The organism is Flavobacteriales bacterium (assembly GCA_016704485.1).
In the GTDB taxonomy this organism is placed as follows: Bacteria; Bacteroidota; Bacteroidia; order Flavobacteriales_F; family PHOS-HE28; genus PHOS-HE28.
Genome location: JADJAA010000001.1, coordinates 842,734 through 856,890 on the forward strand (window position 1 = coordinate 842,734; position 14,157 = coordinate 856,890).

Sequence of the window (14,157 nt, forward strand, 5' to 3'; positions counted from 1 at the left end):
ATACGACCCCATATCAGTTTGCCGGTTCGCCATGCGCCAGAGCTGGGTTGTGCTTTACTGCGTGGGCCGTGTATGCGAGGGAAGTGAGCTGGTTTCCTTGTATGAAGTGTACTGCGGTCACACCCACATGACACATGAGGCTATCAAGATAAAGAGGAGTGCATTCCATCATGGTCAATTGTCACTTGGCCACCACAAATCGCTGCGCCCCAAACCCGTTGATACCGATCAAATAACACCCCTCTGAAAGATCCGGGATGCTGACCGTGAAGGGAGATCGCTGGATGCTGCCACTCGCCTGAATGGAACCGGCAACATCATATAAGGTGTAGTACGACCCCGGTTCAACATCCGCATCCACTTGCAGTATGCCCCCTACCACTTCCACACGTATGCCGGGAGTTGCGGAGTGGTTTTCGGCCACGCCAACATCCGCGCAACCGACTACACTGCTCACAGCAAGCGGTGTGCCCACGATGGTGGCGGAGGTAATGGTCGGTGTATAGGGTGTGTAGACGGGCAGGAACCAAGGTGTGGTGGAAAGCACCACATCCTGTACGGTGAACTCCACGGATTGCGCACATTCCCCAAGTGCCATGTTCGCATCCGTGATGTGGAGCGCGGTACGACCAAGGTCCTGGGAGCACGCCAAAGCCACGCCACCTTCTGTAGTAAGTGCGATCACTTCCGGTGTAAATTCCGCGGACAAGCGGCCAGCGTGGATCGGATCAAGACCAAGGTCCATGGTGAATAGGAATAGTGCATCCTCACCGCTCATTTCAGCATACAGGGCCATTCGATCATTGCCTACGGCAAGGTCCAAGTTCAAGAATGATGGCTCGTCCTGTAGCAGTGGATCCATGCCGATGATCAACTTGGTCCACAGTAATTCGCCATCATGGCTAAGTAAGCCGATGCCCGGACGGTTCACGCTCGCATCGAACTGCTCGAACGTAAAATAGACCCCTTGTTGCGTGGCACGTAAGCTTTCCACTTCAACGCCTGCACCGAGGTAATCAGAGATCCAGACCGGTTCGTCCTGAGCATTCAATTTCAGAATACCTAGTGACGTGCGCTTATAAGTGGCATCATTCCATTGGAGTTGATCGTGCACACCCGATAAGCTGAACCCATCGATCTCTTGCTTTGCATAGGCCAGCGTGCCACTGGCGTTGAAGCGAAGAACCCTGTCAAAAGAATTGCCATCTTGATCCACCATGATGCACAACATGGTGAAGGAGTCATCGGTGTGCAAACTAATGCTGGCGCTGGTCAAAGGGAACGGCTGGCCGGTAAAGAACGATGCGGCCTGCGGAACACCTTGTGCGTTCGTGCGCATCCAGCCCAAGCTCACTCCGTCAACGGTCACATTGGCTATCGCCATGACGAGCTGGCCATCCGATCGTTCGCACACATGGTTAATGATCACTACTGAGCCGTTCTCTTCGTAGTGCCTTCCCCATACCACATTGCCCATCTGATCCACGCGGACCAGATCAAACCCATCCACCACCAATACATCGCCGTTGTCGAGGCCATACACATCGGCATCGGCACTGAGTGGAAACTCTGGCGGGTTACCACCAAGCAACCAGGCTTGCGACTGTGCCTGTAGATCGTGCACGGCAGACCCTATAAGGGAAAGCAGAAAGAAAGGGAGAGTACATATTCGCATGTTGATGTTCGCGTTCGTTGATCTGAAGTGTTGATCTTGGGTCTTATTGAAATATAAAGATGGTGGATATTTTCATGCTACCACAGCCCCAACATCTTCAGCGCTCCAGAAACCCACCGATCTCCTTTATACATTGAGCAGACTTCTTAACTGCAAATGCGCGACGATAGCATAACCCTCGGCGTATCCACCTTGGTGACCTTTCGGATCGTATAAAGCCGCAGTGCTTTTTAGAACTTGCCGAAATTTACTACATGTTGTAAGGCCTGCCCCATAGCAAACCACACAACCCAGTACCCCGCACTCCCTCTCAGTTGAAGTCCGGCTGATCGGTGCGTCCGCCTTGGTTCCAAACCTTGACTACTGAAGCCTTCAGGACGCGGCCCTCGGCGTCGAAGCGTACATCCCATTCCGCACCAGCACCGCACCATGTCATTAAACCCAGCCGTATGGTGCAATTCAGGTCCTCACCGCGCCACATCACTTGGAATTCGATGCAATCGTTTCCGGTGATCTCCTTGATGGCTTCGCTATTAGCGAACATGTCCTCTATGCCGATGCCCAGATCCAGTTCGGCATTGATCTCATCCAATAGTACAGGGCGCACAGCGCCTTTGCGTACGTAGCGGAAAAAGTTCCGCAGGGCTGCTTCGTCGATAATGCTGAGGGCCCAGAACAACTTGTGCTCTGCCCAGTCCATAGGTGGCACTTTGCGGACGTTGGTGGCGATTGCGGTGCTCATGGTTTTTATTTCAAATATGTGGTTGCGAACGCACCTTTTTGCACGCTGCGTTGCACAAGTAGTGAACCGGTCCATGTGCAGTACAGGATCCTGATACCGCGCGATCTTCCGACGCAAGTTCATCTAAGGCCAAAGCGCCCGGCCTAGTGCCTCACCCTACCCGCCTGCTGAAGAAGTTTCTGCCAACTGAAGTCTTTCTCTACGCAGTTAAGATCCTATTCCGCTGAAGGGAGTTCTTCTTCCGCGCAAAGCAGCTCTTGTTTCCCATAGCTAAGCCGTTAGTCCACCACGCTGAGGCATTGTTCTACCGGATGTAGCTCTTCCTTGGTGACGACAAGACCCAACTCCATCGATCTATGATCATTTCTTCACCGATCAAGAACCAACTCCACAAATTCATGATCTTATTTCCACCGGACAGGAACCAACTCCACCAACTCATGATCATGGTTCCTCTGGACAAGTACCAACTCTGCCAACTCATGATCATGGTTCCTCCGGGCTAGTACCAACTCCACCAATTCATGATCATGTTTTCTCCGGGACGATACGATCTCCATCAACTCATGATCATATTTTCTCCGGGCAAGTACCAACTCTACAAACTCATGATCATGTTTTCTCCGGGTTAGTACCAACTCCACCAACTCATGATCATGTTTCCGCTGACCTTGACCCAACGCACAAACTCATGATCATGTTCTCCAATACCTGAACTTAACTCCCGCAACTCATGATCATTTAGTTGCTGACCTCAACCTGGGCTCGAGTAACTCTTATCCCATTCTCACTAACCTTTACCTAATTCCCGGATCTCATGATCATGTTCTTCTCACCATCTATCCACTTCCAGGATCTCATGATCATGTTCGCTGCCACCCTGCACTTACTCCACCAACTTTAGCTCCAACGTTCACGCACCTTGCTCTTGTTCCGGCAACTCATGATCATGGTTTCGCCTACCTATGTTGCACCTCATCAACTCATGAACACGTTCTGATCGAACTGCGCGCTGACCCTGAAAGTGATGATCACACCCGTGCTACCCATGATCATGATCGAACAAATTATGATCATATTCAGGACGCGCCTTTCTCTGTTCTTAGCTGCTCACTATCAACCCATTGCGAATTGGAGGTGATCCGACATTAGCAGCACTTGGGAGGTTCCGCGTAGAACATTCTCCCTACAGGACCAGTATAAACGCTCGTGCTCGGAATTCACCGGCACAACAAACTTGAAGACGATGGCCAAGTACACCGTTAAAACCGGGACCAATGCCAAGGATGCAGCTACGGTTCTGGAAAAAGGCCGCACGGTAGCGCAGATGCTTCTAGGCAATCCGGGTTACCCTACGTTGCAGTCGCAGCTCCCTGCACTGAATGTTCTGTGTGATGCGTTGGAAACGACGAGCACTGCGATGCTATTCAATGGCGGGAAGCTCAGTCGGGAAGCAAAACACTTGGCGTTCGAAGCGCTTCGCGATGCACTGAAGGAGATCTCGGGCTTCGTGCAGGGTATCAGTAAAGGCGATAAGGCATTGATCCTGAGCGCAGGTTTTGATGTGGTGAAACCACGCACGAAGTTGCAGACGCCGGAGTCCCCGAAGGACCTGAAGGTGCAACGTACAGTTGAACGCGGGATCCTGAAGGTGAAATGGACACGCGTAAGTTGCTCCAAACTCACTTACCTGGAAATGGCAGAAAAAGGCAGCGACGCGTGGCAACGCATACACACCACCCGCAACAGCCACGTTATGACCAACCTGCAAACCGGCACGGAGTATTGCTTCCGGGTTCAAGCGGTAACTACAGGTGGCATCAGCCCCATGAGCGAGGTGGTGTCGAACATCGCTGCGTGATCGGTTAAGGCTTCGAGTAGAAGATTCGTTGTGGCTTCAGCGAAGTCTCTGCACCTGCTTCGGTCCACCTCCTATGCATTCTATACCTGCGTAGGGTCTCCGCCTCGGGACCCTGCGTTGTTGGGCATGCACGCAGGGTACCCGCAAAATGTATGGGAGAACCTGCGGAGATCTACGCATTCATCCCTGTCCATTTCAACGACAGCCGGATGCCACTGAATATCCCCAGCCCGAAGGCGATCGATGTGAGTCCGATGGTGCTGAGCGTATGGTACTTCAGCGCGGTCCCGATCTCCATACTCAGGCCCACGATCAGAAAGAAATACGCGAAGAAGTGGAACATGCTCAGTGGTCGCTTCAGCGTAAGCGGATCATCATTCCAGATGGGCTTTACCGCCTCTGCCCCGAATGCTGCGTTGAGCTTTGTGATCACGGGTATGGCAATGGTCGCGAAGATCAACGGCATCAGGATCATTCCTAGTTCCAGTTGCCCTACTGCGTCGATGGGTGCAACTAAATTCGGCAGTGCCGAAAGAGCGAGTATGATGGCTTTGATCTTTCCGGTCCGGTTCCAGTTCTTCATGGGCGGGGTTGCGTTGGAGAGTTGGGGGTGGTTTGCGGTTCTGTCGTTCTACTTACTGGGTTCAATGTGGATCAGCACATGGCCCAATTGTGGGATGTCCTTCCGCAACGTGTCCTTGAGCCGATGTGCTATTTCATGGCCGTGCTCTACGGTGATGGTAGCGCTTACCAGCGCGTGAAGGCCCACGTGATAGTTCATGCCGGATTTCCGGATGAAGCACTTCTCGGTAGCTACGACCCCTTCGACCGTTAACGCGACTTTCCGGATGTCCAGAACGAGGTCGTCGTACACATGCTCATCCATGATCTCTCCCAGTGCCGGCCTGAATATCTTATAGCTGTTGTACAGGATGAAGCCGGACGCAAAAAGTGCTGCCCAATCGTCCGCGGTCTCGTATCCCTTGCCAAAGTAGAGGGCAATGGAAATTCCGATCAATGCAGCGACGGATGTTATCGCATCGCTCCGGTGATGCCACGCATCGGCCTTCAAGGCAGAGCTATTCGTCTCGGTTGCTTTTTTCATGACCATTTGGAAGGAGATCTCCTTCCAAATGATCAACGGTACCAGTACAAGCAATGTCCACGCTTTGGGTAATTCATGCGGTGTGACGATGTTCTTAATGCTTTCATACGCAATCACCGTCGCAGAGGTGATCAGGAACCCAACTACCAGGAACGTCACTAACGGTTCTGCACGTCCGTGACCATACGGATGGTTCTTATCTGCCGGCCTACTGGCATACTTCAAACCGAAGAGCACCAGAAAGGAAGCAACAATGTCCGTGGTCGATTCAATGGCGTCCGCGATCAACGCATACGAGTTCCCGAAAAAACCGGCAGCTCCTTTTATTATTGCGAGGACCGTATTGCCTACGATGCTGAAATAGGTGGTCCGTATTGCGGTCCGTTCGTTGGTCATTGGGGTGTGCAAAGTTGCACATGGACGCGGCACATGCAATGCTGGCCAATGTCCATCGCTATCCTTAAACCTCAGCAGGGTCTCCGCTTCGGGACCCTGCGTTCTTGGGCGTGAACGCAGGGTCCCCGTCAAATGCACGGGAGACCCTGTGAAGGTTTTGATCGAATGAATATCCGAAATATTGATGATCTTTGTAGGAGCCCGGAATTTCAACTACCGGGTCTGCACATACTCCTCTCCTATGAGCAAAAAGATGACCACCCCAGAGAACGATGCGCTGTTCGGCTATCGGATCTGGCAACTACGGAAGAAGTACGGATGGGAACGCTCCTTACTGGCGCATCACTTAGGTGTACCGGAGGATCACCTGATGCGACTGGAGTACGGTGAACTTCCGTTGTACTTTGAAACAGCTATCCGGATGGCGCAACTAATGCGCTGTAAAGTTTCCGACTTCGAGCCGGTGAAGTTGACGGACATGGACTAGGTGATAGCGTGAGCGCGATCACGTTGTACCCTCCTTTGCCGGAACAGCATGTGCACTGTTGCGGTCACGCTCCGAACTTCTTCTTGTAATCGTCCATTGCCTTCAGCAGGATCTCTTCTGCAACTTTCCTGTTCTGGAATTGTTCCACCACCACTTCCTTCTTTTCCAACTTCGTATAGTTCTCAAAGAAGTTCTTCATTTCAGAAATGAAATGCGCGGGTAGTTCAGAGATGTCATTGATGTGGTTCACGCTGGTATCGCCTTCCGCAACAGCAATGATCTTATCATCCGCATCGCCACCATCGACCATGCGCATAACGCCGATCACCTTCGCTGATACGATGCACATTGGAACGATCTCGATCTGTGAAAGCACCAGGATATCCAAGGGGTCATTATCATCGCAATACGTTCGTGGGATGAATCCATAATTCGCCGGATAGTACACCGAAGAGAACAGGACCCTATCCAATTTCAATATGCCACTTTCCTTATGCAGCTCGTATTTGGCCCTGCTCCCTTTCGGGATCTCGATGATGCCATTCACTACGCCGGGTAGGTTGTCACCAATACTGACGTTATGCCACGGATTGAAATTCATGCTGTTGTTCTGTTATGATCGTGTCTACAAGGTAGTGAATTCTTTACCATGTTCTGATCGGTTCCTGATAAACTTCGGCGGCCACCTGTCTCTCTCGAATAAAGTCCTTCACTGTCATCATGAACGCTATCACGTCGGGTAATTCTTTGTTCGCCCTTAGGGTCGAAGGAGTAGTATTCACGAACTGTCCAATTTGGTGGTTGGAAGTAAACATCCACTCCCTCAGTTGGAATGAGTGAATCATTTTTCAGCACATAGTCGACGAAAGAAGTTCCAGCCCAATAAGCAGTAGATGTTATTGTCTGACGGACCGTGTCATAGCAAAGGTTCGGCTTCGCGTATGAGTTCTTGATCCTGGTCAAGAGATGAGTTGTTGGATCCTGAACGAATAAGTAGTAGAACTGATCAGAGCCTCTGCCACCAGTGCCATAAGGAACCTTAAAGTCCATGGATAGATCTGATTGAGATCCTCAAATACAGGAACAGCCTCTGAAAATTGTATGTCCAAAGAATCAAAAGATTGCACCGATCTTAACTCAGTGTCAGATCGATGGTAAACATGAATGAACAATTTATGGTCGTACGGTTCTGTTCGTATTGCTAGGAGAAATTTCTGATCAGGCCATATGTTCATTGAGTCTACAAATTGATAGTTGTTCAAAATGCTGTCACGACCATCTTCAGATGTAGCCGAATGGTCAACTTCTTGTTTCAGATCTTGATCTGAGCAGGAGGTCATACCAACTAGGACGACCACTACACAAAGGACTTTTTTCATTTCAATTGGCCGACAACGAGCTTGAATACAAAAACGTTTGGAGTGAACTTCTGATCATGCAAGTAAAGTGGCCACTTTGATTAGATCTTACGGTTAATGAGATCCGTTCCACGATCTTGATATTAAACCAATGTCATACTAGATCATCAAACCGGATCTCGAACCGATCGTTGCGGTGCGCTATCTTTCATTATTTCAGCCCACGCTTGCTGATCTCTTGCTGCACGCGTACTTCAACTTCCTTTTGCTTCTTCCCTTTAGTGACGAGAACGACCGCTGCGATCACCAGAATGAAGGGCAGAAAACCGAGCCCGTTCCTTACTACACTATACACCGCAATACCGATGAGCATACCAATAAGCCCAGCATTCAATGTCTTCGCTGACCTTATCTTCTTTGCTTGTTCCAATAACTCTTTGTCCGTTACCCCCAGTAGTTCGTTCTGTTCCATTCGTGTTGGTCCGTGTTGGTGTTGTTAGTTAGGGTGCGGTACTGTTCCGTTGATCACAAATTTATGCGCTCTGCTGTGCCACACTTTTTCGCACGTGCTATTAAACCTCCGCAGGGTCTCCGCTTCGGGACCCTGCGTTCTTGGGCGTGAACGCAGGGTCCCCGTCAAATGCACGGGAGACCCTGCGGAGGTTTAACGTGCCACACTTTTTCGCACGTGCTATTGTACGGCGCACACCTTGGGAATTACCCCAACGACCAGCCATCTCCACCAGTTATCAGTAAAGCCAAATTCAAATAGATGATCAAACTCTTAACCGGGAAACAGAAGAAATAGATCACTGCACCCCACATTTTGAAGTGTCCATTTCCATTAGTATTCAATGCGTGCTTTTTGAACAAATGCATTGAAATGAAAAATGGCAAGAACGATGTAATGATACTTGCACCGGCAATTCCTGCTATTGCACCACCCTCCATGTGGTAACCTCCATCATACAAGGCAGCCAACGTGGTCGCTATCAACAGGATCACTACGGTAATGTAAAAAGTTCGTGCTCGTGATCTGAGCTTCATGGAATTTTCCAACTGTATGTTCAATATGAAGTGTAAAGATCGTGAACGTAAATGTAGCCTCGATCCCACGCCATTATACCTGCGCAGGGTCTCCGCCTCGGGACCCTGCGTTCGTGGGAATGAATGAACGCAGGGTCCCCGTCAAATGCACGGGAGACCCTGCGAAGGTTTAAGGTTTATTCTTTGGAAAGGTGTGGTCCAGTTCAATTGATCACGCGTTCATCCGCGCAGTGCTGAATGACCAGTCCTTCTGTACCTCCGCATTGTCTCCGCCTCGGGACCCTGCGTTCTTGGGCGTCTATACCTGCGCAGGGTCTCCGCCTCGGGACCCTGCGTTCTTGGGCGTGAACGCAGGGTCCCCGTCAAATGCACGGGAGACCCTGCGAAGGTTTAGGTTCAGGGTGTAGTATAATGGTTCAATCAATGCGCTGCATGCAGTCCCGCTTTCCGAAAGATGTCCTCCAGCTCCTTATCGATCGGGAACGGCTTTAATGGTGGAACATTCGCTCCGCCGGGATTTCCGACCGGAACGCTACCTACGAAGGATTTCACACCTCCAACCATCAGACGTGGAATTTGCCCAATGATCTCTTTTCCGCTTTTGATCCTGATCCCGAACTGGAGCATTTTCCAATGCACGAACGTATGCGCGAACGGATAGTTCTGTCCGATGATGTGCGCTCGTTCCAAATGACGCCACGCACCTTTCAAATTACCGGTTGCGTACTGAATGCGGTAGTGATCCAATTCAGCCGTGTAGTATACTTTCAGCGCTTCAGGGATGGACGTGTTGAATTTCATTTCCTTGTTAGGCTTTTGACCGTTGCGAATTCTTGGGTGAAGCTTAAACCTCCGCAGGGTCTCCGCCTCGGGACCCTGCGTTCTTGGGTATGAACGCAGGGTCCCCGTCAAATGCAAGGGAGACCCTGCGGAGGTTTAGTAAGTCCATTGTTCTCCATCGTCCAAGATCATTCATCGTTCAATGAATTGACCCCTTGCTGTTTCAGTGCAGCTAATGCATCTTTCATTGCTTTGACCTGCTCCGGTGGGTGCCCTTGCCAAATGGTAATTTCTCCAACAACTCTGAATGGCTCTTTCGAACGATAGGACATCGTAGGATTTCCCGGGAATTTCTTGTCTGTTAGGTCAGGGTCATTTTCAATTGCTCCTGTCGGTTCAACTAAATAAATTCTTTCTCGCCCTTCACCAACTGCTAGTTCTGCCCCCCAAATTGCAGGATCCAATGTTGCTGCCAGAAATATATATTTCGCGTTGATCCTTTTTCCAAAGTTTGAGTTGAAACCCGCTTTGATCAGGTCGCCTATTTTCAACTCCGCCTTCGTTCCGTGAAAATAAGTCTGTACGAATGGTGTCGCACCCGGCCCGGTTGATCTCTGTGCGCTTTCATTTTGCTCCATTAGTGATCACTGATCTTTTATTTGATCGTATCGTCCTTTACAAAGATGGATAACGATCTTGTATGTTACAATTGTAGATATGCCGCACGATCAAAAATCAACTTGAGCACCTCGTTACTCGTCCATTTGAAAGAGCATAACATAGCTCTCTTGTGCATCAGCGTTGTGGCATTCGCCCTGAACCTAAACCTCCGCAGGGTCCCCGTCAAATGCACGGTAGACCCTGCGGATGTTTAATGTCCGTTCTAAGCTTTCTGCTCGGTGAATTCCTGTGCTCTGATCACCTCACACTGATCTTGGATGAATAGACCTTCCCATCTACAGGAATGCGTACAAAATAAAACCCGTTGTTCAACTTGGCATGTATGGTGTGATCCTTTTCCAAGTTGTTCACCGCTTCAAGATAAACCTGGTTCCCTAGCATATCACTGATCGTGATGGTGTATGCTGTCGTTGGTAGTTCGTTGAACTGGATCTCGAAATTGTCCGTAGCAGGATTCGGATGGATCAAGAACTTAGTGGGTTCCGGTCCTGATCCAATACCCGACAACCCATCACTATAAATTTCCCAGATAATAAAGCGACCACTATTGTTATCAGCAGCATAGACGACCGTGTCAGAAAAAGTAGCTCCATTTTGAGCGGAAGAATGTGTGAGGTTATTTATTACTCCCAACTGATACGATTGGTCAGTTAGTTCATACCTGTCCACATGGAACGGACCAGCCCCCCAAGGCAGACCAGCTAAATTCAGGTGCACGGTATTATTTCCGGAAGTAGGGGTTGGTGCAGGAAATACAACAACGATCTTATCACTTGTGGTCGTCATTCCAGCCAATGCGTACATGCCTGGATCAATGGTCAACGGCAATCGGTTGACAGCATCGTTCATCCTATTCATGTTATAGTACACATAAGCTGCTGGTTTTGGCACGATGGGTCCAACACGGTACATGCCTAAATAGGTGTAATTATCCGTGGACGTTTCGGGGTCGAACAAACAAACTTCAAAGGACATGGCAACATCTCTATTCAGCATGTCAATGGTGTGTTCCATTTTGTGCAGTCCATAATTCAAGCCTCCCCACGTATCCGTGTTCTGATCGATGCGCCCCCATTCGGCATTTATCAATTCAGCATTCGGAACATACGTATCCCGCCAATTTTTAACGAGTGCAACTTTCGTACTGTCATATCCTCCTTTTAACTGAGTGTCTGAATAAGGATGAAAAGAAAGGAAATCAAGTTTATCTGAATTGGTCTGGACCTGTTGAAGGAAATACAGAGGTACCATCTGATCGCCAGAGTATAGAGCGAAGCTACATCCACCCAATTTTATGGCATTCGCCAAGCTGGCGTCTGCAGAGACCTCGTTCGCGATCGCCTCATAAGCTGCATACAATTGTTCTTTCGTCCCTGACCAGAAAAAATGTTCCATGATGAAATTCTGATCGGGTTCATTCCAGTGTTCAAAATAGGTGACACCATAGGAATCATAACAGTGTTTAATGAATTGGTACATCACTCTGCCATACACAGCATTGTTTTCAGGTGGAGCGTTACGTATGGTATTATCATAAGCCAGTTGGTAAACAAAGCCTATCAGTCCATTATAATTCGGGGTCGTATCAGAGCTAAGAACGAACGGCATGTAATCCATCGTAATGAATGGTTCTGCGCCGAACGACTGAACAACTGTGATCAAGGAATCGATGTAGGAAAAATCATAATTGGATAGATCGTCCGCATCCGTTAGGTTATTGCCTCCTTTATAGAATTCATACGGAAGTTCCTTCAGGACACTTGTGGAACTGGAGTAATAACTCGTATCCGGCGGATTGTCTGCTCTACCATTTGAAACACGAATAAAACGCGGTTCTAGCCGCGCCATTTCAGCTCCAAGATCGGGATCTGATAACAAGGAAGTATGTGGCCCTAGCCAAGTTGGGTTGCCTCCATATCCAAGCGTTAAATGCACCTCGTAATGATCACGCCATAGTGGAGGTAGTGTACCTACTGTTGTAGAAGGGTCTACATTGATCGTAATTGTTTCCTGAGAATAAAGAACATTCACTTGGAACGATAAATACAGAATAACACAACTGATCTTTTTCATGATCGAGGTTTTGTATGATACCGATCGGACCCATAACAATGGTAAGTATCCCGCACCATCAAACAGCCGCTGGATCACCTCGCTCATTTTTAAGGTCGCGGCTTAGCTCCCTTTTGCAAAAGGCGTGGCTTCAACCACGGGAACTAAGGTAATGTACCAGATGGTTTGGAACTGCACTGCTGGACCAAGGAGCCGATCATACGGCGCCCATTAACAACGTTTCCGAGAGCACCATACACTGGTCACTACGGCGATGCTCCTCGTGCATCCCTGTGTGATGCCAAGCTTGCCATTGCCAACGGAACCGCGAACGATCCTATTACCTGAATGCGAGGTACTGGTTATCAGTGATCACTTAAACCTCCGCAGGGTCTCCGCCTCGGGACCCTGCATTCTTGGGTATGAACGCAGGGTCCCCGTCAAATGCACGGGAGACCTAAACCTCCGCAGGGTCTCCGCCTCGGGACCCTGCGTTCTTGGGTATGAACGCAGGGTCCCCGTCAAATGCACGGGAGACCCTGCGGAGGTTTAAATTCCACTTCCCTCTTTCTTCACCTGCTCATTTCTTGAAAATAAAGTAGACAGCAAGAACCAGAAAGCCGGATCCGATCACGTGGTTCAACCGCAGGGTCTCGTTCTTGAAAAAGATAAGTGTGAATGCAGTAAAGACGACGAGTGTTATTACTTCTTGGATCACTTTCAGTTGCCATAAACTGAACGGTCCACCATTGCCTATGAAACCGAGCTTATTAGCAGGAACCTGAGCCGAGTATTCGAAGAGGGCGATCCCCCAACTGATGAGAATAACAGCAGGAAGTCCCAATTTGCTGAACCAGGGTATTTCCTTGAATTTCAGATGTCCGTACCAAGCGAACGTCATGAAGATATTGGAGAGGGTAAGAAGTAGTACTGTATAAAGCGATTTCATTTTTCTATGGCAAGTTGATGGTATTATTTCGATCTATTCGTTCTGTTCCGGGTGCTACGTGCACATGGCCGCGGCACCACCATTCTCTTATGAACGTGTTGCTTCATTCTCGCTGAACCGTACCCATTGTTCATGAACCAGGGGAACTAATGCAAAGAAACACCTTGGCCTTTCGGGTGCAAGTGTATTGGGTAACACAGGACACTTTAAAACGACGGAAGCCCCGCAATGCGGGGCTTCCATACATAAGCAGCAACTGCCGCTTCGTTTATTTTGCAGAATCCATGTGCTCTTTGTGCATCATGTTGTGCTCCTTCTCTGAAGCATCGCAACTTGCTTTCCACTGAACGAATTGCTCAGGTGTCAACACGTTCTTGATCTCGTCCTGATACTTGGACATGGTCTCCGCTTTCTTGGCATCACCTTCTTTCATGCCATTGCACTCCTTACTGCAATTCGCTAGGATGGACTCCACTTTCGTCTGCTGCGCTGCGGTCAATTTCAGGTCGGCTATGGCTTTTGAATCGGCCATCATGCATCCGTGACCTGATTTTTCCATCTTGGCCGGCTCTTTCGGAGCAGCTACAAGTGTGGAGGACTTATCCTGTGCGAAGCCGATGGTGCTCAGGAGAACGAATGCGGCTGTTAATACACTGTTTTTCATGGGTTTGTTGGTTGGTTAGTGGGTGAGTTTACTGTTCAAATATAGACCAGTTGGTACTAGTGCTTTCTGCGTTGTGAATTCTTGTGACGTTCTCGATCCCTCCCGCGCTATCCACGGTGATCGTGGTGGAACTGGTAGGTATGAGGATGACACTTTCTTGTGCGAACAAGGTCACCGTAACAAGGAGACCCAGTGCTGTAAGTCCGACCAATAGGGCCGTGTGCGCTATCATGTTAACGGTGCGGATGTTCAAAGAGTCCATAGCAAATTCAGTTCGTTCTCCAATTTCTTAAGCCAATGCCATGCCAGGTCATACCAAAGCCAGAAATGGCCTTGGTAATGTGGAATGCCATACTCACA

17 protein-coding genes are annotated in these 14,157 nt (G+C 49.3%); 2 read left to right on the plus strand and 15 right to left on the minus strand.

The features are described from left to right. Positions 1 to 181 precede the first annotated feature (181 nt). The 3 genes from IPF95_03645 to IPF95_03655 all read right to left on the minus strand — a co-directional run bounded on the left by IPF95_03645 (position 182) and on the right by IPF95_03655 (position 2,901). On the minus strand, positions 182 to 1,624 hold the full coding sequence (locus IPF95_03645; GenBank protein MBK6473788.1) for a hypothetical protein: 1,443 nt from the start codon (positions 1,622 to 1,624) through the stop codon (positions 182 to 184). Positions 1,625 to 1,985: 361 nt separating this feature from the next. Further along, a complete protein-coding gene (locus IPF95_03650) occupies positions 1,986 to 2,417 on the minus strand; it encodes a hypothetical protein (protein MBK6473789.1) in 432 nt (143 codons plus the stop codon). Positions 2,418 to 2,721: 304 nt separating this feature from the next. Continuing rightward, the gene (locus tag IPF95_03655; GenBank protein MBK6473790.1) at positions 2,722 to 2,901 is read right to left on the minus strand and encodes a hypothetical protein; all 180 of its coding nucleotides are present in this window, start codon (positions 2,899 to 2,901) and stop codon (positions 2,722 to 2,724) included. 762 nt (positions 2,902 to 3,663) lie between these two features. On the opposite strand from IPF95_03655, the gene IPF95_03660 reads away from it, so the two are divergent. After that, the gene (locus tag IPF95_03660; GenBank protein ID MBK6473791.1) at positions 3,664 to 4,278 is read left to right on the plus strand and encodes a fibronectin type III domain-containing protein; all 615 of its coding nucleotides are present in this window, start codon (positions 3,664 to 3,666) and stop codon (positions 4,276 to 4,278) included. 172 nt (positions 4,279 to 4,450) lie between these two features. On the opposite strand, the gene IPF95_03665 is transcribed toward IPF95_03660, so the two are convergent. Beyond that, positions 4,451 to 4,861, minus strand: coding sequence for a hypothetical protein (locus tag IPF95_03665; protein MBK6473792.1), 411 nt, complete (start codon positions 4,859 to 4,861; stop codon positions 4,451 to 4,453). 48 nt (positions 4,862 to 4,909) lie between these two features. After that, positions 4,910 to 5,779 (minus strand): cation transporter, encoded by an 870-nt coding sequence (locus IPF95_03670; protein ID MBK6473793.1) that lies wholly within the window; start codon positions 5,777 to 5,779, stop codon positions 4,910 to 4,912. 241 nt (positions 5,780 to 6,020) lie between these two features. Between IPF95_03670 and IPF95_03675 the strand changes: the two genes are divergently transcribed. Further along, positions 6,021 to 6,266 (plus strand): helix-turn-helix transcriptional regulator, encoded by a 246-nt coding sequence (locus IPF95_03675; protein MBK6473794.1) that lies wholly within the window; start codon positions 6,021 to 6,023, stop codon positions 6,264 to 6,266. 64 nt (positions 6,267 to 6,330) lie between these two features. Here IPF95_03675 and IPF95_03680 read toward each other — a convergent pair whose 3' ends face one another. The 10 genes from IPF95_03680 to IPF95_03725 form a co-directional block, all read right to left on the minus strand. Further along, on the minus strand, positions 6,331 to 6,867 hold the full coding sequence (locus IPF95_03680; GenBank protein ID MBK6473795.1) for an inorganic diphosphatase: 537 nt from the start codon (positions 6,865 to 6,867) through the stop codon (positions 6,331 to 6,333). After that, positions 6,864 to 7,316, minus strand: a complete 453-nt coding sequence (locus IPF95_03685; GenBank protein ID MBK6473796.1) for a hypothetical protein — start codon at positions 7,314 to 7,316, stop codon at positions 6,864 to 6,866. The genes IPF95_03680 and IPF95_03685 overlap by 4 nt, the downstream gene beginning before the upstream one ends. A gap of 519 nt (positions 7,317 to 7,835) precedes the next feature. Further along, a complete protein-coding gene (locus IPF95_03690; protein ID MBK6473797.1) occupies positions 7,836 to 8,096 on the minus strand; it encodes an FUSC family protein in 261 nt (86 codons plus the stop codon). 245 nt (positions 8,097 to 8,341) lie between these two features. After that, positions 8,342 to 8,671, minus strand: a complete 330-nt coding sequence (locus tag IPF95_03695) for a hypothetical protein (protein MBK6473798.1) — start codon at positions 8,669 to 8,671, stop codon at positions 8,342 to 8,344. Positions 8,672 to 9,091: 420 nt separating this feature from the next. Continuing rightward, the gene (locus IPF95_03700; GenBank protein MBK6473799.1) at positions 9,092 to 9,472 is read right to left on the minus strand and encodes a DUF3703 domain-containing protein; all 381 of its coding nucleotides are present in this window, start codon (positions 9,470 to 9,472) and stop codon (positions 9,092 to 9,094) included. Positions 9,473 to 9,639: 167 nt separating this feature from the next. Continuing rightward, complete coding sequence (arr, locus tag IPF95_03705) at positions 9,640 to 10,089, minus strand: NAD(+)--rifampin ADP-ribosyltransferase (protein MBK6473800.1); 450 nt, start codon at positions 10,087 to 10,089, stop codon at positions 9,640 to 9,642. Between the two features lie 280 nt (positions 10,090 to 10,369). Next, a complete protein-coding gene (locus IPF95_03710; protein MBK6473801.1) occupies positions 10,370 to 12,205 on the minus strand; it encodes a T9SS type A sorting domain-containing protein in 1,836 nt (611 codons plus the stop codon). Between the two features lie 559 nt (positions 12,206 to 12,764). After that, positions 12,765 to 13,133: a DMT family protein gene (locus IPF95_03715; GenBank protein ID MBK6473802.1), complete on the minus strand. Its 369-nt coding sequence runs from the start codon at positions 13,131 to 13,133 to the stop codon at positions 12,765 to 12,767. A 268-nt stretch (positions 13,134 to 13,401) separates the two neighbouring features. Beyond that, a complete protein-coding gene (locus tag IPF95_03720; GenBank protein MBK6473803.1) occupies positions 13,402 to 13,797 on the minus strand; it encodes a hypothetical protein in 396 nt (131 codons plus the stop codon). A gap of 28 nt (positions 13,798 to 13,825) precedes the next feature. Continuing rightward, complete coding sequence (locus tag IPF95_03725; GenBank protein MBK6473804.1) at positions 13,826 to 14,059, minus strand: hypothetical protein; 234 nt, start codon at positions 14,057 to 14,059, stop codon at positions 13,826 to 13,828. Positions 14,060 to 14,157 lie beyond the last annotated feature (98 nt).

Excerpts from the sequence above, each read along its gene's own strand:
- IPF95_03650 (MBK6473789.1), bottom strand. The coding sequence starts at position 2,417 with ATGAGCACCGCAATCGCCACCAACGTCCGCAAAGTGCCACCTATGGAC.
- IPF95_03655 (MBK6473790.1), bottom strand. The coding sequence starts at position 2,901 with ATGAGTTGGCAGAGTTGGTACTTGTCCAGAGGAACCATGATCATGAGT.
- IPF95_03660 (MBK6473791.1), top strand. The coding sequence starts at position 3,664 with ATGGCCAAGTACACCGTTAAAACCGGGACCAATGCCAAGGATGCAGCT.
- IPF95_03665 (MBK6473792.1), bottom strand. The coding sequence starts at position 4,861 with ATGAAGAACTGGAACCGGACCGGAAAGATCAAAGCCATCATACTCGCT.
- IPF95_03670 (MBK6473793.1), bottom strand. The coding sequence starts at position 5,779 with ATGACCAACGAACGGACCGCAATACGGACCACCTATTTCAGCATCGTA.
- IPF95_03675 (MBK6473794.1), top strand. The coding sequence starts at position 6,021 with ATGAGCAAAAAGATGACCACCCCAGAGAACGATGCGCTGTTCGGCTAT.
- IPF95_03680 (MBK6473795.1), bottom strand. The coding sequence starts at position 6,867 with ATGAATTTCAATCCGTGGCATAACGTCAGTATTGGTGACAACCTACCC.
- IPF95_03685 (MBK6473796.1), bottom strand. The coding sequence starts at position 7,316 with ATGGACTTTAAGGTTCCTTATGGCACTGGTGGCAGAGGCTCTGATCAG.
- IPF95_03690 (MBK6473797.1), bottom strand. The coding sequence starts at position 8,096 with ATGGAACAGAACGAACTACTGGGGGTAACGGACAAAGAGTTATTGGAA.
- IPF95_03695 (MBK6473798.1), bottom strand. The coding sequence starts at position 8,671 with ATGAAGCTCAGATCACGAGCACGAACTTTTTACATTACCGTAGTGATC.
- IPF95_03700 (MBK6473799.1), bottom strand. The coding sequence starts at position 9,472 with ATGAAATTCAACACGTCCATCCCTGAAGCGCTGAAAGTATACTACACG.
- arr (MBK6473800.1), bottom strand. The coding sequence starts at position 10,089 with ATGGAGCAAAATGAAAGCGCACAGAGATCAACCGGGCCGGGTGCGACA.
- IPF95_03710 (MBK6473801.1), bottom strand. The coding sequence starts at position 12,205 with ATGAAAAAGATCAGTTGTGTTATTCTGTATTTATCGTTCCAAGTGAAT.
- IPF95_03715 (MBK6473802.1), bottom strand. The coding sequence starts at position 13,133 with ATGAAATCGCTTTATACAGTACTACTTCTTACCCTCTCCAATATCTTC.
- IPF95_03720 (MBK6473803.1), bottom strand. The coding sequence starts at position 13,797 with ATGAAAAACAGTGTATTAACAGCCGCATTCGTTCTCCTGAGCACCATC.
- IPF95_03725 (MBK6473804.1), bottom strand. The coding sequence starts at position 14,059 with ATGGACTCTTTGAACATCCGCACCGTTAACATGATAGCGCACACGGCC.